19 protein-coding genes and 1 tRNA gene are annotated in these 19,275 nt (G+C 67.2%); 15 read left to right on the top strand and 5 right to left on the bottom strand.

The genetic code is table 11. From position 1 onward, the window contains the following. Positions 1-76: transfer RNA gene (locus LJE69_RS16910), tRNA-Ala, on the bottom strand. A gap of 117 nt (positions 77-193) precedes the next feature. Further along, the gene (locus LJE69_RS16905) at positions 194-1,006 is read right to left on the bottom strand and encodes an inner membrane protein YpjD (protein WP_296927200.1); all 813 of its coding nucleotides are present in this window, start codon (positions 1,004-1,006) and stop codon (positions 194-196) included. 291 nt (positions 1,007-1,297) lie between these two features. On the opposite strand from LJE69_RS16905, the gene ffh reads away from it, so the two are divergent. The 12 genes from ffh to LJE69_RS16845 all read left to right on the top strand — a co-directional run bounded on the left by ffh (position 1,298) and on the right by LJE69_RS16845 (position 10,683). Next, a complete protein-coding gene (gene ffh / locus LJE69_RS16900; protein WP_296927199.1) occupies positions 1,298-2,710 on the top strand; it encodes a signal recognition particle protein in 1,413 nt (470 codons plus the stop codon). A gap of 64 nt (positions 2,711-2,774) precedes the next feature. Further along, a complete protein-coding gene (locus LJE69_RS16895; RefSeq protein WP_296927198.1) occupies positions 2,775-3,596 on the top strand; it encodes an urease accessory protein UreD in 822 nt (273 codons plus the stop codon). A gap of 51 nt (positions 3,597-3,647) precedes the next feature. Continuing rightward, on the top strand, positions 3,648-3,950 hold the full coding sequence (ureA, locus tag LJE69_RS16890) for an urease subunit gamma (RefSeq protein WP_296927197.1): 303 nt from the start codon (positions 3,648-3,650) through the stop codon (positions 3,948-3,950). A gap of 89 nt (positions 3,951-4,039) precedes the next feature. Then, positions 4,040-4,411 (top strand): urease subunit beta, encoded by a 372-nt coding sequence (locus LJE69_RS16885; protein ID WP_296927196.1) that lies wholly within the window; start codon positions 4,040-4,042, stop codon positions 4,409-4,411. Continuing rightward, complete coding sequence (ureC, locus tag LJE69_RS16880; RefSeq protein WP_296927195.1) at positions 4,408-6,111, top strand: urease subunit alpha; 1,704 nt, start codon at positions 4,408-4,410, stop codon at positions 6,109-6,111. The genes LJE69_RS16885 and ureC overlap by 4 nt, the downstream gene beginning before the upstream one ends. Positions 6,112-6,405: 294 nt before the next feature. Beyond that, positions 6,406-6,861 carry a nucleotidyltransferase domain-containing protein gene (locus LJE69_RS16875; protein ID WP_296927194.1) on the top strand — a complete coding sequence of 152 codons (456 nt, stop codon included), beginning with the start codon at positions 6,406-6,408 and terminating at the stop codon, positions 6,859-6,861. Further along, positions 6,858-7,049, top strand: coding sequence for a hypothetical protein (locus LJE69_RS16870; protein WP_296927193.1), 192 nt, complete (start codon positions 6,858-6,860; stop codon positions 7,047-7,049). The genes LJE69_RS16875 and LJE69_RS16870 overlap by 4 nt, the downstream gene beginning before the upstream one ends. A gap of 13 nt (positions 7,050-7,062) precedes the next feature. Next, positions 7,063-7,518 (top strand): urease accessory protein UreE, encoded by a 456-nt coding sequence (gene ureE / locus LJE69_RS16865; RefSeq protein ID WP_296927201.1) that lies wholly within the window; start codon positions 7,063-7,065, stop codon positions 7,516-7,518. Next, positions 7,511-8,203, top strand: coding sequence for an urease accessory protein UreF (locus LJE69_RS16860; protein WP_296927192.1), 693 nt, complete (start codon positions 7,511-7,513; stop codon positions 8,201-8,203). Before ureE ends, LJE69_RS16860 begins: the two co-directional genes overlap by 8 nt. A gap of 268 nt (positions 8,204-8,471) precedes the next feature. Then, positions 8,472-9,116 carry an urease accessory protein UreG gene (gene ureG, locus LJE69_RS16855; RefSeq protein WP_296927191.1) on the top strand — a complete coding sequence of 215 codons (645 nt, stop codon included), beginning with the start codon at positions 8,472-8,474 and terminating at the stop codon, positions 9,114-9,116. Then, positions 9,116-9,469, top strand: coding sequence for a membrane protein insertion efficiency factor YidD (gene yidD, locus LJE69_RS16850; RefSeq protein ID WP_296927190.1), 354 nt, complete (start codon positions 9,116-9,118; stop codon positions 9,467-9,469). The genes ureG and yidD overlap by 1 nt, the downstream gene beginning before the upstream one ends. 50 nt (positions 9,470-9,519) lie before the next feature. Further along, on the top strand, positions 9,520-10,683 hold the full coding sequence (locus tag LJE69_RS16845; RefSeq protein ID WP_296927189.1) for an AI-2E family transporter: 1,164 nt from the start codon (positions 9,520-9,522) through the stop codon (positions 10,681-10,683). A 60-nt stretch (positions 10,684-10,743) separates the two neighbouring features. Here the strand turns inward: LJE69_RS16845 and LJE69_RS16840 are convergent, their stop codons facing one another. Beyond that, positions 10,744-11,127, bottom strand: coding sequence for an HIRAN domain-containing protein (locus LJE69_RS16840; RefSeq protein WP_296927187.1), 384 nt, complete (start codon positions 11,125-11,127; stop codon positions 10,744-10,746). Positions 11,128-11,407: 280 nt separating this feature from the next. Between LJE69_RS16840 and LJE69_RS16835 the strand changes: the two genes are divergently transcribed. From LJE69_RS16835 to LJE69_RS16825, 3 genes are all read left to right on the top strand, one after another. After that, a complete protein-coding gene (locus tag LJE69_RS16835; RefSeq protein WP_296927186.1) occupies positions 11,408-12,847 on the top strand; it encodes a mechanosensitive ion channel family protein in 1,440 nt (479 codons plus the stop codon). Positions 12,848-13,098: 251 nt separating this feature from the next. Next, the gene (locus tag LJE69_RS16830; protein ID WP_296927185.1) at positions 13,099-14,295 is read left to right on the top strand and encodes an FIST N-terminal domain-containing protein; all 1,197 of its coding nucleotides are present in this window, start codon (positions 13,099-13,101) and stop codon (positions 14,293-14,295) included. 43 nt (positions 14,296-14,338) lie between these two features. Beyond that, the gene (locus LJE69_RS16825; RefSeq protein ID WP_296927184.1) at positions 14,339-17,020 is read left to right on the top strand and encodes a hybrid sensor histidine kinase/response regulator; all 2,682 of its coding nucleotides are present in this window, start codon (positions 14,339-14,341) and stop codon (positions 17,018-17,020) included. Between the two features lie 97 nt (positions 17,021-17,117). On the opposite strand, the gene LJE69_RS16820 is transcribed toward LJE69_RS16825, so the two are convergent. Together LJE69_RS16820 and LJE69_RS16815 are read right to left on the bottom strand one after the other, a co-directional pair. Then, on the bottom strand, positions 17,118-17,297 hold the full coding sequence (locus LJE69_RS16820) for a hypothetical protein (protein ID WP_296927183.1): 180 nt from the start codon (positions 17,295-17,297) through the stop codon (positions 17,118-17,120). 263 nt (positions 17,298-17,560) lie between these two features. Further along, positions 17,561-19,033 (bottom strand): FAD-dependent oxidoreductase, encoded by a 1,473-nt coding sequence (locus LJE69_RS16815; RefSeq protein WP_296927182.1) that lies wholly within the window; start codon positions 19,031-19,033, stop codon positions 17,561-17,563. Between the last annotated feature and the right edge of the window lie 242 nt (positions 19,034-19,275).

Below are 19,275 nucleotides of genomic sequence, written 5' to 3'. Positions count from 1 at the left end.
TGGTGGAGCCGAGGGGGATCGAACCCCTGACCTTCGCATTGCGAACGCGACGCTCTCCCAGCTGAGCTACGGCCCCGCGGGCATCGGGCGGCGAGGTGTCGGCGTGGAGACCGGTGCCGCCCGAAGCCGGTAGTTTATCATCGAGCGCAGCGAAATCCAGCGAATCAGTCTGATGCGCTGCGCGAACAGCGCATCAGCGATGCAGGATCAGCTCCAGCACGAACTTGGAGCCGAAGTAGGCGAGGATGAGCAGCCCAAAGCCGCTCAGGGTCCAGCGGATGGCCTTCTGCCCGCGCCAGCCCCAGACGCGCCTGCCCAGCAGCAGGCCACCGAAGACCAGCCAGGCCATCACCGACAGCACCGTCTTGTGCACCAGGTGCTGGGCGAACATGTTTTGCAGGAAGGCGAAGCCCGAGATCAGTGCCAGCGTCAGCAGCCCGAAGCCGACGCTGATCATCTCGAACATCAGGGCTTCCATGGTCATCAGCGGGGGTAGGGAGCGGATGAAGCTGTTTGGCTTGCGCCGGCGCAGCGCCCTGTCCTGCACGGCCAGCAGCACCGCCTGCACCGCCGCCAGCGTGAGCATGCTGTAGGCGAGCATGGACAGCAGCACGTGCAGCTTCAGGATCCAGCTCGCCTGCTCGCTCATGAAGCCGACGGTCGGGTACAGCAGGTCCAGACCGACGGTCAGCGCCGCCAGCGGCATGATGACGAGCCCCAAGTTCTCGATGGGCTTGTTTAAACTGGAGATAAGCAGGGACGCCACCACCGTCCAGGAGGCCAGCGACAAGGCGTTGAAGAACGCGAAGTCCAGACCGGCGTGGTGGAAGATGGCGTGATACAGCAGCCAGGTGTGCAGCAACAGCCCCAGGAAGCCCAGACCCAGCGCCGTGCGCCGCAGCGCGTTCACGGGGTAGAGCTCGCGATGGAACATGCGCCAGCCGACGACGGTGGCGCTGCTGAGATAGGCGGCGATGCTGCCGATAGCGATAGGGGCACTGCTCATGGCGGCGGATCATCGCACAACTGCCGCCGTCCCGGAACGTGCTTGCGCATCGAGAGATGCCCGGTTGGGCTGTTCTTTGGCGCTGCCTTGATTTAGGTTAACGATTCGCGGCGTCGTGACCGGGCCCATGGTGTACGGCCCCGTTAACGCGTCCTAGCATCCGGCTCGGAGATTCGGGGCCCGGCATTTGGCGCTGGTTATGTGGCCCCGGCGTGTGGCCCGAGATTTCTGCTGCGCGGGCGGCGATGCCCGCGCTTCGGCTTACCCCAACCCTTCATCCCCAGGCAAATCATGTTCGACAGCTTGCAGGAGCGCTTCGGCGACGTGCTCAAGGGGCTGCGCGGTCAGGCGCGGCTTACCGAAGACAACATCAAGGACACCCTGCGCGAGGTGCGCATGGCACTGCTGGAGGCCGACGTGGCCCTGCCGGTGGTGCGCGGCTTCGTCGAGCGAGTGCGCGAGCGCGCCCTCGGCGCCGACGTCACCCGCAGTCTGACCCCGGGCCAAGTGCTCATCAAGATCGTCAACGACGAGCTGACGGCGTTGATGGGCGCGGCGAACGAAGGGCTCGATCTTAACGTGCAGCCGCCGGCGGTGATCCTGATGGCCGGCCTGCAGGGCTCGGGCAAGACCACCACCAGCGGTAAGCTGGCGCGCTTCCTGAAGGAGCGGCAGGGCAAGAAGGTCATGGTCGTGAGCTGTGACGTCTACCGCCCGGCGGCCATCGAGCAGCTGCGCACCGTGGCGGCGGAGGTGGGCGTGGACTGCTTCCCGAGCAGCGCGGACCAGGACCCGCTGGATATCGCGCGCAACGCCGCTGCCACCGCGAAGAAGCAGTTCAAGGATGTCCTCATCGTCGACACCGCGGGCCGGCTCGCCATCGATGCGGCCATGATGGCCGAGATCCAGGCGCTGGAGGCGGCGCTGTCGCCGGCGGAGACCCTGTTCGTCGTGGACAGCATGACGGGCCAGGACGCGGCCAGGACCGCCAAGGCGTTCCACGACGCGCTGCCGCTGACGGGCGTGATCCTCACCAAGGCGGACGGCGATGCCCGCGGCGGTGCGGCGCTGTCCATCCGCGAGATCACCGGCAAGCCGATCAAGTTCTTGGGCACCGGCGAGCGGACCACGGCGCTGGAGCCGTTCCATCCGGACCGCATCGCCTCGCGCATCCTTGGCATGGGCGACGTGGTCTCGCTGGTGGAAGAGGTCCAGCAGAAGGTGGACCACGCGCAGGCCGAGAAGCTCGCGAAGAAGCTCAAGAAGGGCAAGGGCTTCGACCTGGCAGACTTCCGCGATCAGCTCCAGCAGATGAACAAGCTCGGCGGCATGGCGGGCTTGCTCGACAAGCTGCCCGGCATGGGCCAGGTGCCGGACCACGTCAAGAACCAGGTCAACGACAAGGAGGTCGTCAAGCTCATCGCCATTGTGGACTCCATGACGCCCATGGAGCGCGCGCATCCGCAGATCATCAAGGGCAGCCGGCGCAAGCGCATCGCCATGGGCTCCGGCACCCAGGTGCAGGACGTGAACAAGCTCCTGAAGCAGTTCACGCAGATGCAGAAGATGATGAAGAAGATGAAGGGCGGCAACATGGCCAAGATGATGCGCCAGATGCAGGGCCGGCTGCCGCCTGGCCTCGGCGGCCCGGGTGGTGGCCTGCCGCCCGGGGGCTTTCCGCCTGGCGGCGGCTTCCCGATGTGACCTGGCAGCGGGCGCTGGCCGACGCGTGCCGGTGCCGCGACAGTCGCAACCCCCGGGCTTCTCGATGGGCTGGCGCGCCGAGCTGCACCTGCGCTGCGAGCAGCGCTCGGGTTCGTCGGGCCCGCGCACGGTGCTTGCCCGCAAGCATCAGCTTGGGCCGCTTACCCTGCAGCGCGCCTTCCATCCGGAGGGCGCGCCCTGCCACCTGTATCCGCTGCATCCGCCAGGCGGCATCGTCGGCGGCGACGAGCTGGAGCTGCGCCTCGACGTGGCGACCGCTGCGCACGTGCTGGTCACCACGCCGGGGGCGGCCAAGTTCTATCGCACGGCCGGTGGCACGGCGCGGCAGGATCAACTGCTCTCAGTCGCACCCGGGGGCGTGCTGGAGTGGCTCCCGCAGCCCGGCATCCTCTTCCCCGGCGCGCGGGCCATGACCCGCACCGAGATCCACTTGACCGCAGACGCGCGCTTCCTCGGCTGGGAGGTGCTGAGCCTCGGTCGGCCCGTGATCGGTGAGCGCTTCGGCCACGGTGCGTTGGATGCGGCGCTGCGGCTGCTGCGCGATGGTCGCGTGCGGCTCAGCGAGCGTCTGCGCGTCGCGGGCGCCGCCGACTTGGACCGACCAACGGGGCTGCGTGGGATGCCGGTCGTCGGAACCCTCATCGCCACCGGCGCGATCGCCGAGGATCTGGACGCGGCGCGGGCAGCGCTCGGGCGATGCGCTGGTGCACTGACCGGGGTCACGCTGCTGGATGATCTCCTGGTGGCTCGGGCGCTGGCCGATTCTACCGAGCCCGTGCAGCGGTTATTCTGTGCACTTTGGGAAGCGTTGCGGCCGCGCGTGCTGGGGCTTACCGCGGTGCCCCCGCGGATCTGGGCGACCTGAGGTGACAGAAAGCCCCGGCGGACGTCGCAGCCATGCATTCATGAGGGCCCTATGGACCTGACACCGCGAGAAAAAGACAAGCTGCTGCTGTTCACGGCCGGCCTGCTGGCGGAGCGCCGCCGGGCACGTGGCGTGAAACTCAACTATCCCGAGGCCGTGGCGCTCATCAGTTGCGCGATCCTGGAAGGGGCGCGGGACGGCAAGACCGTCGCCGAGCTGATGGACTATGGCCGCACCCTGCTGACCCGTGATGATGTCATGGACGGCGTGCCGGAGCTGATTCCGGATGTGCAGGTGGAGGCTACCTTCCCGGACGGGACCAAGCTGGTAACCGTGCACGAGCCGATTGTCTGAGCGGCCGGGGTCCAGGGGCGAGGGGCCAGGCCAGCGCCCCTCTGCACCCGGTCCCCGGCTCTCCTGGCCCCTAGCCCTAGGACCTCACCATGATTCCAGGCGAAATCCTCACTGCCCCCGGCGAGATAGAGCTCAACGCCGGGCGCCCGGTGCTGACCGTCGAGGTGGCCAACACCGGCGACCGGCCCATTCAGGTGGGCTCCCACTACCACTTCTACGAGACCAACGCGGCGCTCGGCTTCGACCGCGAGCCCACGCGCGGCTATCGGCTGGACATCCCGGCCGGCACCGCGGTGCGCTTCGAGCCCGGGCAGACCCGCACCGTGAGCCTGGTGCCCTACGCGGGTGACCGGCGCGTGTTCGGCTTCAACGGCAAGGTGATGGGGCCGCTCGATCCCCCCGCCGACAACGGCGATGGCGGCGAAGGCGATGACAGCGGTGATGGAGGTGATGCGTCATGAGCAAGATCGGCCGCGACGTCTACGCGTCGATGTTCGGCCCCACCACCGGGGACAGGGTCAGGCTCGGCGACTCCGAGCTCATCATCCAGGTGGAGCGCGACCACACCGTCTATGGCGACGAGGTGAAGTTCGGCGGCGGCAAGGTGATCCGCGACGGCATGGGGCAGTGCCAACGCCAGGCGGACGAGGTGGTGGACACCGTCATCACCAACGCCCTGATCCTGGACCACTGGGGCGTCGTCAAGGCGGATATCGGCATCAAGGGCGGGCGCATCGCGGTTATCGGCAAGGCCGGCAACCCCGACACTCAGGCCGGCGTGGATATCCTGGTGGGCCCCGGTACCGAGGTCATCGCCGGCGAGGGCATGATCGTCACCGCCGGCGGCGTCGATTCACATGTCCATTTCATCTGCCCGCAGCAGGTGGATGAGGCGCTGATGTCCGGCATCACGACGATGCTTGGTGGCGGCACCGGCCCCGCCACCGGCACCAACGCCACCACCTGCACGCCCGGTCCCTGGAACATCCACCGCATGCTGCAGGCCGCGGAATACCTGCCGATGAACCTGGGCTTTCTCGGCAAGGGCAATGGCAGTCTGCCGAATCCACTGGAGGAGCAGGTACGCGCCGGCGCCATGGGCCTCAAGCTGCACGAGGACTGGGGCACGACGCCGGCCGCCATCGACTGTGCCTTGAGCGTGGCCGAGAAGATGGACGTGCAGGTGGCCATCCACACCGACACGCTGAACGAGTCCGGCTTCGTCGATGACACCATCGCCGCCTTCAAGGACCGCTCGATCCACACCTACCACACCGAGGGTGCCGGCGGCGGCCATGCGCCCGACATCATCAAGGCGGCCGGGCTGCCCAACGTGCTGCCGTCGTCCACCAATCCGACCCGGCCCTACACGGTCAACACCGTGGACGAGCACCTGGACATGCTGATGGTTTGCCATCACCTGTCCCCATCGATTCCGGAGGACGTGGCGTTCGCGGAGTCGCGCATCCGCCGCGAGACCATCGCCGCCGAGGACATCCTGCACGACCTCGGCGCCTTCAGCATGATCTCCTCCGACAGCCAGGCCATGGGCCGGGTCGGTGAGGTCATCACGCGCACCTGGCAGACGGCACACAAAATGAAGGTGCAGCGCGGCAGCCTGGAGGGTGACCCCGCCGAGCACGACAACGCGCGCGCCAAGCGCTACATCGCCAAGTACACCATCAACCCGGCCATCACCCACGGCATCGCCCACGAGGTGGGCAGCGTCGAGGTGGGCAAGCTCGCCGACCTGGTGCTGTGGCGCCCGGCCTTCTTCGGCACCAAGCCGAGCCTGGTGCTCAAGGGCGGGCTCATCGCCGCCGCTGTCATGGGCGACCCGAACGCGTCCATCCCGACGCCGCAGCCGGTGCACTACCGGCCCATGTTCGGCGCGGTGGGCCGCGCCGTCGGCGATACCTGCATGACCTTCGTCTCGGCCTGGGCGATGCAGGACGCGGTGGCGCAGAAGCTGAACCTCAAGCGCCTCATCGGCATCGCCCGCGACGTGCGCCAGGTCACCAAGGCGGACATGATCCACAACGCCTGGCAGCCGAAGATCGAGGTGGACCCGCAGACCTACCAAGTGCGCGCCGACGGCGAGCTGCTGACCTGCGAGCCCGCGGATGTGTTGCCGATGGCGCAGCGGTATTTTCTCTTTTAGGGCCGAGAGCGAAGCGCCAAGCGCCGGGAGCCGGGAGCGCAGGCCGGAGGGCGGCCGGAGTGTCGCCCTCCAGGGCGACACGGATACGCGTTGCGAGCAGTCTCGGCATTCCAAGCTATTCTTTTTCTTCGTGATCTTCATGATGAACCGCTCTTCTCGGGGTCAAGTTTGTCCTGGTCGTGGTCGACTACCGGACTACGATTACGACCACGACAACGACAACGATCGCTGTTCGGCCTACGAAAGCGATGTCATCACTCGTCGGTCTGAGGCGAAGCCTCGCTAGCAAAGTGGATGGGCGAAGAGACCATGGGCAAGTATTCGCGCTCAACGCCATCGAAAGCGTGTCTCGCGGTGTGCGGCACGCTGGCCGAGGCGCTCGGCGACGGGAATCAGGAACTGGTCTGTGCCTATCTGTTCGGCAGCGTCGCCCGCGGCGAAGACCAGCCCGGCAGCGATGTGGATGTCGCCGTACTGTTCCGCGAGGACCCACCACGCACGCTGGCCGGGCTGCACCTCGACCTCGCTGATCGGCTGACCGGCCTGCTCGGTGGACGGCACGTGGACCTGGTGGTGCTGAATCGCGCGCCCGTGGACCTGGTGCACAGGGTGCTGCGCGACGGGGTGCTGCTGCTGGAGCGAGACCGCTCCGCGCGCATTCGCTTCGAGGTCCGCGCCCGCAACGAGTACTTCGACCTGCTGCCGCACCTGCACCGCTACCGCCGCGGGCGAGATGAGGCCGAACCATGACCGACGCCGATCTCGTGCGCAAGAAGCTGGCCTTCATCGAAACCTGTGTCGCGGACCTGCGGCGGCTGGCGCGGCCAGAGCGCATCGAGCAGGATATTCGTGAGGACGTGGTGGAGCATCATCTCGATGACTTGATTGCATACGCCGCGGCGGTGCGCACGCGCATGGGCCGAGGCGGCAATGGCTGACACGCGTCTGCCCATGCTCACCAGGCGCCTGCCCGATGGCGCAGGCGCCACCGCGATCGCGCACCTGACCCTCGACCAGCGCGGCCGCTCGCGCCAGCGCATCCGCCTCGACGACGGCCGCGAGGCGGGCATCCTGCTGCCGCGCGGCGAGCTGCCGCGGCATGGCGATGTCCTCGGCGCGGAGGACGGGCTCGCGGTGCGCATCCTGGCGGCACCGGAGCGGCTATCCTGCGCCGAGACCGACGACCCGTTGCTGCTCGCGCGCGCCTGCTACCACCTGGGCAACCGGCACGTTGCCCTGCAGATCGAGCAAAGCCGGCTCTGCTGGCTGCACGACCATGTGCTGGACGACATGGTGCGCGGCTTGGGACTGGCGGTACGCGGCATCGACGCACCCTTCGAGCCGGAGTCCGGTGCCTACGGCGGTGGGCACGGGCATGGCCGGGAACACGGGCACACCCATGGCTGAGGCTGCTCCCGCGGCGCCGTCGCTGGCGCTGGTGCGGCTCCTGTACCTGGTGAGCCCATCGCTGCCGGTGGGCGCCTTCACCTATTCGCAGGGCATCGAATGGGCAGTGGAGCAGGGCTGGCTGATGGATGTAGGCACCGTGGAGAACTGGCTATCGGATCAACTCGATAATGCCCTGGTGCGCCTGGACCTGCCCATCGCCGCGCGCATGATGGCGGCCGTTGCTGCCGCGGACCAGGACGCGCTGGCCGGCTTGACCGACCAGCTCATCGCCACCCGCGAGACCAGCGAGCTGCGCGCGGAGGAGCGCCAGCGCGGCCGTGCCATGGCCGACCTGCTGTGTGCTTTGGAGCTCACCGGGGCGGGCGCGTGGCGGCACCTGCTGATGCAAAGCCAGACCGCCGGCTTCGCCTTCGCTGCAACGCGCTGGGGCATTCCCGTCGTCGACGCCTTGGCCGGATTGGCCTTCTCCTGGGCCGAGAACCTGGTGCTGGCCGCCGTCAAGCTGGTGCCGCTGGGGCAAACCGACGGCCAACGGGTGCTGACGCGCGTGGGAGCGCGCATCCCGGCGGCGGTGGAGTTGGCGCTCGAGTTGGACGACGAGGACATCGGCGCGGCGAGCCCGGCGCTCGCCATCGCCAGCGCCCGCCATGAGCGGCAGTACACCCGCCTGTTTCGCTCCTGACTGCACCGTTTCGATGGCCCGGTCGCCGCCGGTGGGCTCGGCATGTCTGCCGTGGTGGTGCCGTCGACCGGATTCCGGCGGCGGTGGACCTGGCGCGCGCGTTGGGCGACGATGATGTCGCTGCGTCCGGACCGGCGCTCGCCATCGGCAGCGCAGGCCGTGTGCAGCAGAACCCCGGCCGTTTCGGTCTTGACCGGCCGCCGGCAACGCCGCCCGGCACGGCTGCAGGGCCCGGTCAGCAACTGTCTTTACAGCGAGCAATCCCCAGATGAGCATGAGCAATCCGTTGCGGGTCGGCGTCGGCGGTCCCGTGGGCTCCGGGAAGACCGCGTTGCTGGACGCCCTGTGCAAACGCCTGCGGGGCGAGCACGAGATCGCCGTTGTCACCAACGACATTTACACCCGCGAGGACGCGGAGTTCCTGATTCGGAGCCAGGCGCTGGATGCGAGCCGCATCGTCGGCGTCGAGACCGGCGGATGTCCACACACGGCCATCCGCGAGGACGCCTCCATGAATCTCGCCGCCGTTGCCGATCTGCAAGCACGCTTCCCGCGGCTCGATCTCATCTTCGTCGAGAGCGGCGGCGACAACCTGGCCGCGACCTTCAGCCCGGAGTTGGCGGACTTGACCATCTACGTCATCGACGTGGCCGAGGGGGAGAAGATTCCGCGCAAGGGCGGTCCCGGCATCACCCGCTCGGACCTGCTGGTGATCAACAAGATCGACCTCGCGCCTTACGTGGGGGCGTCGCTCGAGGTGATGGAGCGGGACGCAAAGCGCATGCGTCGGGAGCGGCCCTTCGTCTTCACGAACCTGCGCACCGGTGAGGGACTGGAGGCCGTCGTCGATTTCGTGCGCCGCGAGGGGCTGCTGGCGCCTGCCTCCGGCGCCGCCAAGGGGTCTGTTGCCTGATGTCCGCAAACGATAACGAGCACAAGCACAGCGCTAATCGCGGCGGCTGGCTGCGACGGGCGGCCGTCGCACCGGCCGTGGTGCTGATCAAGCTGTACAAATATCTGATCTCGCCGCTCATCGGGCCGCGTTGTCGGTTCCTGCCGACTTGCTCGGATTACGCGCTGGAAGCGCTGCAGCGCCACGGTCTGGTCCGCGGCGGCTGGCTTGCGGCGCGGCGCATCGCACGCTGTCACCCGTGGGGCGATTCAGGCTACGATCCTGTGCCCCCGGCAGCGGAAAAGACGAAGCCGAAGGCAATGCCATCGCGGTTGTGGCGCCGTTCCGACGGCAGCGCGCCGCCGGACGGCTGATGGGTCGGCATTCGGACCTGCCTCTTCTGCGCGCGAAGGAGTCCATGCACATGAGTGAATCCGAGTTGCCCGAATCTGGCGGCGATGCGATGCCACGCACACCGCCCCCGGCCGAGGGGTCGCGGGTGGATCAGGCCGTGGAGGCGTTCATCCGCATCAGCCTGGTCGCGGCGATGGTGGTGCTGTGCTTTCGGATTGTGGAGCCCTTTCTGGTGCCAATCGCTTGGGCCATCATCCTGGCCGTGGCCGTGTGGCCAGGCTATGAGTGGCTGCTGCGGCATCTCGGCGGTCGGCGCGTGCTCGCCGCGGTGCTGTTCGTGCTCATTGCGATGCTGGTGCTGCTGGTGCCCGTGGCGCTGTTGAGCGAAACACTGGTGGATGGTGCGGAGTGGCTCACCCGGAGCCTGGTGCAAGGCGACCTCAAGGTTCCGCCACCCCCGGACCTGAGTGGCGTGCCGGTGTTCGGCAAGGAGATCGAGACCGTCTGGCAGGAGGCATCCACCAACTTCGCGGCGTCGCTGAAGACACTGGAGCCTCAGTTGCGGGCGCTTGGCGCCTGGCTGTTGCGGTTCGTCACGTCTGCCGGCATGGGGCTCCTGCACTTCGTGCTCGCGATTCTGATCGCGGCCGTGCTGTTGGTGAAGAGCGACATGGGCCAGCGTGCCGCCGACGCCATCGGCTGCCGACTCGCCGGCCAGCGCGGGTTGCACTTCACGCACCTGGCCGAGAAGGTGGTGCGCAGCGTCTCCCGCGGCATCCTGGGCGTGGCCCTGATTCAGGCGCTGCTGGCAGGTCTCGGCATGCTGGCGGCGGGGGTGCCGGGCGCGGGGCTGTGGGCGCTGGTGGTGATGTTGACGTCGACCATTCAGCTCGGTGCCTTCCCGGTGCTGTTGCCGGCCATGCTCTATCTCTTCTACAGCGCGGACCTCAGCACGGCGATACCGTTTGCCGCCTGGGCGCTGGTGGTGGGTTCCATCGACAACGTGCTGAAGCCCATCCTGCTCGGCCGCGGCGTCTCGGTGCCCATGCCGGTGATCTTCATCGGCGCTATCGGTGGATTCATCGGCGCCGGCATCGTCGGGCTCTTCGTCGGCGCCGTGGTGCTGGTGCTCGGCTACGAGCTGTTCCTGGCATGGCTTTCGGAGGCGGTGCCGCTGGCCGAGGACACCTCCACCGGCGCGCCGAACGCGGCGCGCGGGGAGCACCCCGACTGAAGCGAAGACCCGCTCGGCCGGCGGCGCGGGCCGCGCCTGCTTCGTCGCCGACGGCTCGAGTCAGTGCATGAGCACTTCGACGCGGATGCGCCCATTGCGCTCGGCGTGCGGGTCCAGCCACTCGATGCGGGCGCTCAGCTGGCGCCGGCGGTCCAGCAGCCGGGCGGCCACCAGGTTCTCGCCGCGTGGCAGGTAGCCGAGCTTGCGGCCGCGCCAGAGCAGCGCGACCGCGTTCGGGTCATGCGGGTTGTCCGCTTCGCGTTGCAGGCTCAGGCGGGCGCGCCTGGCCAGCGCTGGCCAGAGCTCGGGCGCCTCGTGATGACGGAAACCGGCGAGCGCGCTGCGCTGCAGTCTGATCTGGCGGCCCAGCCGGGCGTCGCCCCCTGCTGTCCGTTGCGCGGCCGGGTCGAGTCTTTGCTGGCGGCTATGTCGAGCGTGTTGCATCGTTCGCCTCCCGAGTCCAGATGGCGGCCGCAGCGCGGCCTCTTTGCATAGTGTGCGGCGGGTGGTGGCTCAAATCCTGAGCCTTGTTCATCGGGCACGGGCAATTCGGTGTCGGCCGGCGGTATTAAGACCGACCGTTTTTCTGCAAAATGCGTCGCGCGTCGTGACGTAACCGACTGACTGGGCGTCGTAGCCCGTGGCATGCGTTCCGTCGCGTGGAACCTTCACTGACTCAGCATCGTGGCCAGTTGTATCGCGCCCGCGCCCAAAGGAGCCCCTCATGTCCAGGCTGACCCTGTGTCTTCTCGCTTGCCTACTCTTGCTGTCCCCCGTTGTTGCGTCGGCCGCGGACGCCGATAACCCACCGGAGCCCGTCACCGTCGCGGACCCCAGGATCCCGGTGGACGAACTGCAATTGCTGCTGAAGCCGCTGCCGAAGGCGCAGTTGGTGGTGGAGGCCAATGCCTGGCAGGATCTGGTGCAGGCCAAGTCGGAGGAGATCGCCCTGGCCGATATCGAGATCAGGCGGCTCAACGCGGAGGCGAAAGACGCGCCCGAGGGAACCGAGCCTGAGGCAGAGGCGAAGGAGGCGAAAACCGGTCTGCTGGAGGACGTGACGGCCCTGCGCGAGCAGCGCACCTTGCTGCTGGACGACTTCTCGGCAGTCGTCGCGGCCCTGGAGGCCAAGACCAGCCCGGACGACGCGGACACGCAGGCGAAGATCCGCGACTACCGTCTGTACGCGAGCGCCGTGCGCGGCATCCATCTGGACGTCAACGATGCCGGCGCCTCCTGGCTCGCCATCAAGGGTTGGCTCACCTCCGAGGAGGGTGGCATCCGCGTGGGCCTGAACCTGCTCAAGTTCTTCGGGATTCTGCTGGTGGCCTGGTTCGTGTCGGGCATCTTCCGCGGTTTGATCCACCGGGGGTTGAAGCGGGTGCGCGGCACCTCCGCGCTGCTGGAGCACTTCCTGGTGGGCTCCGCGCGCTGGGTGGTGATGGCCATCGGCCTGATCATGGCGCTGGCGGCGCTCGAGGTGAGCATTGGGCCGCTGCTGGCCGCATTGGGCGCCGCCGGCTTCATTCTGGCCTTCGCGCTGCAGGACTCGCTCGGCAACTTCGCCAGCGGCATCATGATCCTGCTGTTCAAACCCTTCGACGTCGGCGACGTGGTGGACGCAGGCGGTGTGTCCGGCACCGTGGCGTCGATGAACCTGGTGTCCACCACCATCAAGACCTTCGACAACAAACAGATGATCGTGCCCAACAACAAGGTCTGGGGCGACGTCATTACCAATGCCAGCGGTGCCGTCGAAAGGCGTGTGGACATGGAGTTCGGCATCGGCTACGACGACGACATCGACCGTGCCCAGGCGATCCTCGAACAAATCGTCAGCGCGCATCCGCTGGTGCTCGAAGACCCTGCGCCCACCATCAAGCTGAGCGCGCTGGCCGACTCGTCGGTGAAATTCATCGTCCGCCCCTGGACCAAGACCGCCGACTACTGGACCGTGTTCTGGGACATCACCCGCGAGGTCAAGCGCCGCTTCGACGCCGAGGGCGTCGGCATCCCTTATCCGCAGCGCGATGTGCACCTGCATATCGCCGGAGGAGAGCAGGCATTGCCGCAACTGGCGGCGCCGTCCGGTGGCACCGGCCGGCAGACGCCGCCCACCCGGGATGGTGGACTCGACGACGGCGACGCGGAGCGCGGCGCGTAGTCCGCCCGCTGCCCGGGGTGGCACATGGCGCACTGGAACGGACGACGCTCCGGTCCAGTCGCCCGATCACTGGATTCCGCGGACTTTGTGCCGAACTTGGCCGCCGACAGTGGCCACTGAGCGCGTACCACCGGCGCAGGATGCGAAGCAGTGTGCAATGGGCCGCGAAAACCTTGGTGCTGACGCTGCCGAGCATCCGCGGCGGCGTTACAATCGGTGGAGTACCTAGCAAAAGCACCAAGGAAAACCTGATGATCCGGTTCCATTCCGCCAGCACCCGCATGGTCAACTCGCGGCGCGCCATGGCCGAGTGCCTGGATGCCGCCCTCGGCGAGCGCGACCAGGACTGCGACCTGATCATCATCCACGCATCCATGGGGCACGACCAGCAGCAGCTCATCGACGAGGCGCGCGAGCGCGCGCCGAGCGCGCGCATCGTGGGCAGCTCGTGCTGTGGCGTGGTGGGCAGGGAGGGCGTCAGCGAGTCCATGAAGGATGTCGCCATCATGGCGGCGCGGGGGGCGGAGCACATCGCCGTCGCGCACGTGGACGGCATCTACGGACACAACTCACTGGACAAGGCGGCGGAATTGGCGCGGCAGCTCAAGGCCAAGGCTCCCGCCGTCAACATGATCTACTTCCTGGCCTCGGGCATCGACATCGACGATGACGCCTGCATCCGCGGCATCGAGTCCGTGTTCGGTCCGGATGTGACCATTTTCGGCGCCACCTCGGCGGACAACATGAAGGGCGTGGCCAGCTTCCAGATGGTGGACGACACCGTTTTCGAGCACGCCGCCTACGCCGTCGGCTTCTCGGACCCGACGCTGTCGGTGATCACGCAGGCGACCCATGGCTTCGTCGCCGTGGGCGATCCGCTGGTGGTCACCAGGGCAACGGGCAACCGCATCCACACGCTGAATGACCGCCCCGCCTGGGAGGTCTATACCGAGCGGCTGCAACTGCCGGTCGCCGCTACCTGCGGCGACACCATCCCCGTGGGCGCGCTCGCGGAACGGCTGCCACCGGCGCTGGCGGCAGAGTACGGCAACGACCACATTCTGCGCGTGGTCACCAAGCGTGACGCGGACGGCGCCATGCACTACGCCACCGACGTCGCCGAGGGCACGGAGCTGTGGCTCACGGTGCGCGACGAGGCGCGCATCTTCAACGACATGGACCGGATGATGGCGCAGATGGTGGCGCGAGCCGGAGACCGGGAACTGGTTGCCGTGTTTCACGCGGACTGTCTCGCCCGCGGGCGCTACCTGTTCAACCGCGTCATGAAGGAGGAACTGGTGGGGCGGATGCAGTATCCCTTGTCGCGGAACGGGGAGGTGCCGCCGTGGCTCGGCATGTATGGCTTTGGCGAATTCGCCCGGCTTGGTGGCCGCAACACCTATCACAACTACACCACGGCCTTGTATGCCATCTATCGCGACGCCTGAAGGGTAGCCAGTGCGCCGCCGCGGCCCGGGCGGGGACTTGCGCGTGGAGGAACCCACCCTGTCCACCGCTGCCGGCAAGCTGGACCGGGACGCGGAGATCGCGCGTCTTCGGGCCGCCAACGCGGAGTTGCAGCGGCACGTGGCGCGGCTTTCGGTGGTACACCAGCAGCTCATCGACACCCGCGATCGGTTGGATCGCGAGCTGGCGCGCTTCGGTGGCATCCACCACTACAACACCCATGCGCTGGGACTCCGCGAGGAGCGTGCCTTCGCCGAGGCCACGGCGGAGACCATCGTCGACCTGTTCGAGCTGGAGTTCGCGTTCGTCTGGCCGGTGACCGACGCGGGTGCGCTGGAACCGGAGCCCGCGGCCGCCGCCGAGATCGCGCCGGAGCAACTCTCCGCGACGGCGCTCGCCGAGTTGCTGGCGGGCGTCGACTTCGACAACGCCGAGCAGCAGGGCCGGAACGCGGCCGTGCGCTGGGAGGTCGGGCAGACGCCGATGCTGGCGGCGCTCGGGCTGCAGCAGCTCATCGCGAGCCCTTGCTGCGGCGTTGGCGGGAGGCGCTTCGCATGGATCGTCGGCGGCGTCACGTCGGCCGGCGCCGATTTCTACACCGGCGTCGAGCGGGACCGGACCGAGTCCTTCACGGTGTTTGCGCAGCAGGTCGGCGCCCTGCTGCAGAATCGCGTCGACCAGTCCGTCATCGGGTCGCAAATGGAGCAGCTGCGACTCAACCAGGAGCGCCTCAACCTGGCCCTGGACGGCAGCAACGTCGGCCTCTGGGACTGGGATCTGAAAACCGACCAAGTGTTCTTCTCCGAGCGCTGGAAGGCGCAGATCGGCTACGCACCGGACGAACTCGAGGATGATTTCCGCGCGTGGCGGTCCCGCCTGCACCCGGACGATGTGGCACGCTCCGATCGGCGCCTGCGCACCTACCTGGAGGGGCGGACGCCGGAGTACGAGAACATCCATCGGCTCAGACGCAAGGATGGCCAGTACGTCTGGATTCTCGCCCGCGGACGTGCCCTGCGCGACAGCGACGGGCGCCCATACCGGATGGTGGGCACCCATATCGATGTCAGCGATCAGAAGTCTATCGCCGAAAAGTTCCGCGCCATCTTCCAGTATTCCAGCGACGGTTACTTGCTCTTGGACGGGCGCGGCCGCGTGGTGGACTCTAACCCGGTTTGCAAGCGCTGGTTCGGGATCGAGCCGGAGCAGTCGGATACCGCGGATCTGTTCAGTCTGTCGCCGCCGGAGCAGCCGGACGGACGCGCATCGGACAATGCTGCCCGCGAGCTCGTCGGCACGGCCTTCAACGAGGGCTTCGTGCGCTTCGAGTGGATCTTTCTGGATCGCAGGGGGCGGCGCCTGCCGGCGGAGGTCACCCTGGTGCGCTTCAGCCTCGACGAACGGCTGCTGCTTTTTGCCAGTATCCACGATCTCACCGAGCGGAAGCGTACCGAGGAGGCGCTGCGCCGCTCCGAAGTGGAGCAACGCCGTGCGCGCGAGCAGGCAGAGGCCGCCAACCGCGCCAAGAGTGCCTTCCTTGCCACGACCAGCCACGAGATACGAACGCCGATGAACGGCGTGCTCGGTATGCTGCAACTGCTCGAAGAGAGCCCGCTCGACGACCGGCAGCGGGCCTGGGTCGACATGGCGAGCCAGTCCGCGCGATCGTTGCTGGCCATCATCGACGATATCTTGGATCTATCCAAGGTCGAGGCGGGGCGGATGGAACTGGAATCGGCGCCCTTCGACCCCAGCCGTATCACCGAAGACGCGGTCGCGCTGTTCCGCGAGCGGGCGGCTCAGAAGGCGCTGTCGCTGGAGCTGATGTTCGAGGACATGCTGCCGGATTTTCTGGTTGGCGACGCGGGGAGGCTGCTGCAAATCCTGAACAACCTCATCGGTAATGCCATCAAGTTCACCGAACGGGGTGGAGTGCAGGTGCGGGTATCCGCACAACGGGGAAGTGGTGCTGCCTGCCTGCTCGGCGTGCGCGTGCGCGACAGCGGCATCGGCATGGAGGCGGCCGTGCAACGTCGGCTGTTCACGCCGTTCATGCAGGCGGACGCCGGAACCACCCGGCGCTTCGGCGGCACGGGCCTTGGGCTTGCCATATGCCGGCGGTTGGCCGAGCTGATGGGTGGACACATCGATGTCAGCAGCGCGCCGGGGAAGGGCTCGGAGTTCCACGTCGAGATTCCGTTCGCGGTGGCGGCGGAGGCCGCGCCGGCGCCGCGCGCCGATGACGCAGCGGAGCCGCCGCTGCCGGCGCCCGGGGGCACTCGGTCGGATCAGGAGCGACGGTTGCTGCGCGCGCTGCTGGTGGAAGACAATCCCATCAACCAAGCGGTCGCCGGCGCCATGCTCGAGAAGCTCGGCGTGACCGTGATCACCGCGGTGAACGGTGCCGAGGCGCTGGAGCGACTCGCCCACGACCCAGCCATCGATATCGTTTTCATGGACGTCCAGATGCCGGTGATGGATGGCTTCGACGCCACCCGCCGCTTGCGGGCGCTGGAGCTCAAGCAGGGTCGCTCGCGGGTACCGGTGATTGCCCTCACGGCAAACGCCATGGCGCATGACCGCGATGCCTGTCTGACCGCGGGCATGGACGATTTCGTACCCAAGCCAATGACCAAGCAATCTCTGCGCGATGCTATCGAGCGGAACGTGGGGCTGCTAGCCGTGGAGGCTGATCGAGACGGTTGACGCCTAGGCGGACGCGCTCATGCGCGCCCACCTCGGCCTCGGGAAAAAGTCGGGCCCTCCTTGGCCTCCGCCATGAACGTGATCCCGTCGTCCGGGATTAGTGGTGCGACTTCAGCAGGAGTCGCAGGATCTTGAAGTTGATCACCCAGAACCGGTAGAACTGCCACACCAGGCTGGTGCGCACCCACCGGATATAGCCGGTGGGCACCGGTGGGTAGTAGGCCTGTTGGTAGGGTTCTCTGTTCTTCGGCTTGTTGGGCACGGTGGCTGCGGTCATGTGGGATTACCTCGTGTCTGCCGTGAGCGCTTCGTTGGGATGTGACTCATAACCTAACGCCTGTGAGGACGCCTGTGAGACTGTGAAAGTATCCGGTGTAGGTCGCGTTAGCGCAGCTTAACCCGACGCTGGGCGCCAGTCAGGGCGCCAGTCAGGGCGCAAGTAAGCCGTTGATTGTCGGGCTACGCTATGGCTAACCCGACCTACGATCCGCTCGTTTTCGGAGTTGCGAGCCATACTTTCACGGTCTCTGTGGGCGCCGCTCAATCCGGCAGTATCGACCAGCCGGGCCGCAACTTGGCCTGATAGATGAATACGTGGTGCAGGATGTATTTCATCCAGTGGCCGGCGAGCCCGATCTCACCGAAGGTCAGCCCCATGTCGCGGCCATACTCCGGAAAGGTCTCGTAGTCCGGCACCACCGGGTACACGGTCATGGTGGCTGCGGTACCCTTGAGGATATCCGAGCCGGTGGAGGCCACGCAGGCGGCGCCCATCTCGGCCATGGAGGCGGTGTGGGTCAGCTGCTTGGCGCCCCTCAGCAGGTCGCGGATATTTTCGGCGACGGACTTGCCGATGGCCGCCGACGGCATGCCGGTGCGCGGCGGCGTCGGGCTGATGGGCGTCCCGTTGACGCTCTTCATGGGCTTGCTGATGGGGTGCGGCGGCGCGAATGCGATGCCGATGGCGAACACGTTCTGGTACTTGGGCGACTGATAGGTCCGCGGCCAGTCTTCCTTGCTCCATTCCTCGTAGGGGCGCGGCGTGTAGTCGGCGTCCACCTTCATGAAGCCGTTGGGGGCGAAGACGTCGCTGGTGATGTCGTTGCCCTCGGCGTCGTAGGCCTTCATCGGCACACCCGCGAAGGGCGGGATCAGCATGGCGAAGTCGAACTCTTGCTCGTGCTCGGTGCCGTCGAGCAGTTCATAGGTCAGCTTGCCCGGCTCCACCTTCTTGACCCCGGCGCGCACGTTCCATTCGATGCCGCGCTCCACCATCAGCGACTCGGCGAAGACCTTGCCGTTGGTGATGTAGCCGCCGCGCTTGATATGCACGCCGCCCATGCCGAAGTCGCCGAGCTCGTACTCGTTGCTGATCCAGACGAGTTTGGCCTTGTCGCGCACGCCGGCTTCACGCAGGGTATGGTCGACGTTGTAGATGTACTCGAAGGCCGCGCCCTGGCAGGTGCACATGCCGTGCCCAGTGCCGATGACGAAGGTCTTGCGCTCGCCCTTCTTCATGGCGGCGATCATGGCCTGGAGCTGCTCGTTGGCTTGCAGCGCGTGCTGCGGCGTGCAGACCGACTGGGTGTAGCCTTCCTCGGGGCCGAGACCCGGCGTGGCGCCGAAGTTGAGCTTCGGCCCGGTGGCGTTGATGAGGTAGTCGTAGGTGATGGCCGCGGTCTCGCCGGTGCGGGCCGGGTCCGTGTACTCCACCATCACATAGGGCTGATCGGTCTTGGTGCCGCCCTCCGGCGTGCCACCCTCCGGGTGGATGGACACCGCCTTTGCCTGGTGGAACTGGACATTGATCTTGCGGTAGACCGGCTCGAGGTCGAAGGTCACCTGCGGTTCGGTCATCTCACCGACGCCGACCCAGATGTTCGACGGGACCCAGTTCCACTTCGCGTTGGGTGAAACGACGATCACTTGATGCTTCTTGCCGACCCATTTGCCGAGATAGCGGGCGGCGGTGTGGCCGGAGATGCCCGCGCCGAGAATCAGCACGCGTGCCATAGGGTTGCCTCCAGTGGTTGGTTGTTGGTGGTGTTTTGGACGCTACGCTACCGCTGTGAAGCGGCCGCGAACAAAGACGCACGTCAACTGTAGGGAGCTTTTCGCGCCCAAAGGTTCCGCGGCCCCTGCTGCCGCAGAGCTGCGCGTCCCGGGGACCGTCGCTGCGGCACCGCGGCCGGCGCCGGCGGGTGCGGCGGCGCACACGGCAGCGATGTCAGCAGCGCATACACTTGGTACCATAT

Origin of the sequence: Thiohalocapsa sp. (genome assembly GCF_022340605.1) — a bacterium.
Taxonomy (GTDB): Bacteria; Pseudomonadota; Gammaproteobacteria; order Chromatiales; family Chromatiaceae; genus Thiohalocapsa.
Note: the sequence above shows the minus strand (reverse complement) of the source record. Positions and strands in the feature narration are given on the sequence as shown.

Coding starts and splice junctions, on each gene's coding strand:
- LJE69_RS16835 (WP_296927186.1), top strand. CDS start 11,408: ATGTCCAGGCTGACCCTGTGTCTTCTCGCTTGCCTACTCTTGCTGTCC.
- ureC (WP_296927195.1), top strand. CDS start 4,408: ATGAGCAAGATCGGCCGCGACGTCTACGCGTCGATGTTCGGCCCCACC.
- LJE69_RS16860 (WP_296927192.1), top strand. CDS start 7,511: ATGGCTGAGGCTGCTCCCGCGGCGCCGTCGCTGGCGCTGGTGCGGCTC.
- LJE69_RS16885 (WP_296927196.1), top strand. CDS start 4,040: ATGATTCCAGGCGAAATCCTCACTGCCCCCGGCGAGATAGAGCTCAAC.
- LJE69_RS16815 (WP_296927182.1), bottom strand. CDS start 19,033: ATGGCACGCGTGCTGATTCTCGGCGCGGGCATCTCCGGCCACACCGCC.
- ureA (WP_296927197.1), top strand. CDS start 3,648: ATGGACCTGACACCGCGAGAAAAAGACAAGCTGCTGCTGTTCACGGCC.
- LJE69_RS16845 (WP_296927189.1), top strand. CDS start 9,520: ATGAGTGAATCCGAGTTGCCCGAATCTGGCGGCGATGCGATGCCACGC.
- LJE69_RS16895 (WP_296927198.1), top strand. CDS start 2,775: ATGGGCTGGCGCGCCGAGCTGCACCTGCGCTGCGAGCAGCGCTCGGGT.
- LJE69_RS16870 (WP_296927193.1), top strand. CDS start 6,858: ATGACCGACGCCGATCTCGTGCGCAAGAAGCTGGCCTTCATCGAAACC.
- ureG (WP_296927191.1), top strand. CDS start 8,472: ATGAGCATGAGCAATCCGTTGCGGGTCGGCGTCGGCGGTCCCGTGGGC.
- ureE (WP_296927201.1), top strand. CDS start 7,063: ATGCTCACCAGGCGCCTGCCCGATGGCGCAGGCGCCACCGCGATCGCG.
- LJE69_RS16905 (WP_296927200.1), bottom strand. CDS start 1,006: ATGAGCAGTGCCCCTATCGCTATCGGCAGCATCGCCGCCTATCTCAGC.
- LJE69_RS16820 (WP_296927183.1), bottom strand. CDS start 17,297: ATGACCGCAGCCACCGTGCCCAACAAGCCGAAGAACAGAGAACCCTAC.
- ffh (WP_296927199.1), top strand. CDS start 1,298: ATGTTCGACAGCTTGCAGGAGCGCTTCGGCGACGTGCTCAAGGGGCTG.
- LJE69_RS16830 (WP_296927185.1), top strand. CDS start 13,099: ATGATCCGGTTCCATTCCGCCAGCACCCGCATGGTCAACTCGCGGCGC.
- LJE69_RS16840 (WP_296927187.1), bottom strand. CDS start 11,127: ATGCAACACGCTCGACATAGCCGCCAGCAAAGACTCGACCCGGCCGCG.
- yidD (WP_296927190.1), top strand. CDS start 9,116: ATGTCCGCAAACGATAACGAGCACAAGCACAGCGCTAATCGCGGCGGC.
- LJE69_RS16875 (WP_296927194.1), top strand. CDS start 6,406: ATGGGCGAAGAGACCATGGGCAAGTATTCGCGCTCAACGCCATCGAAA.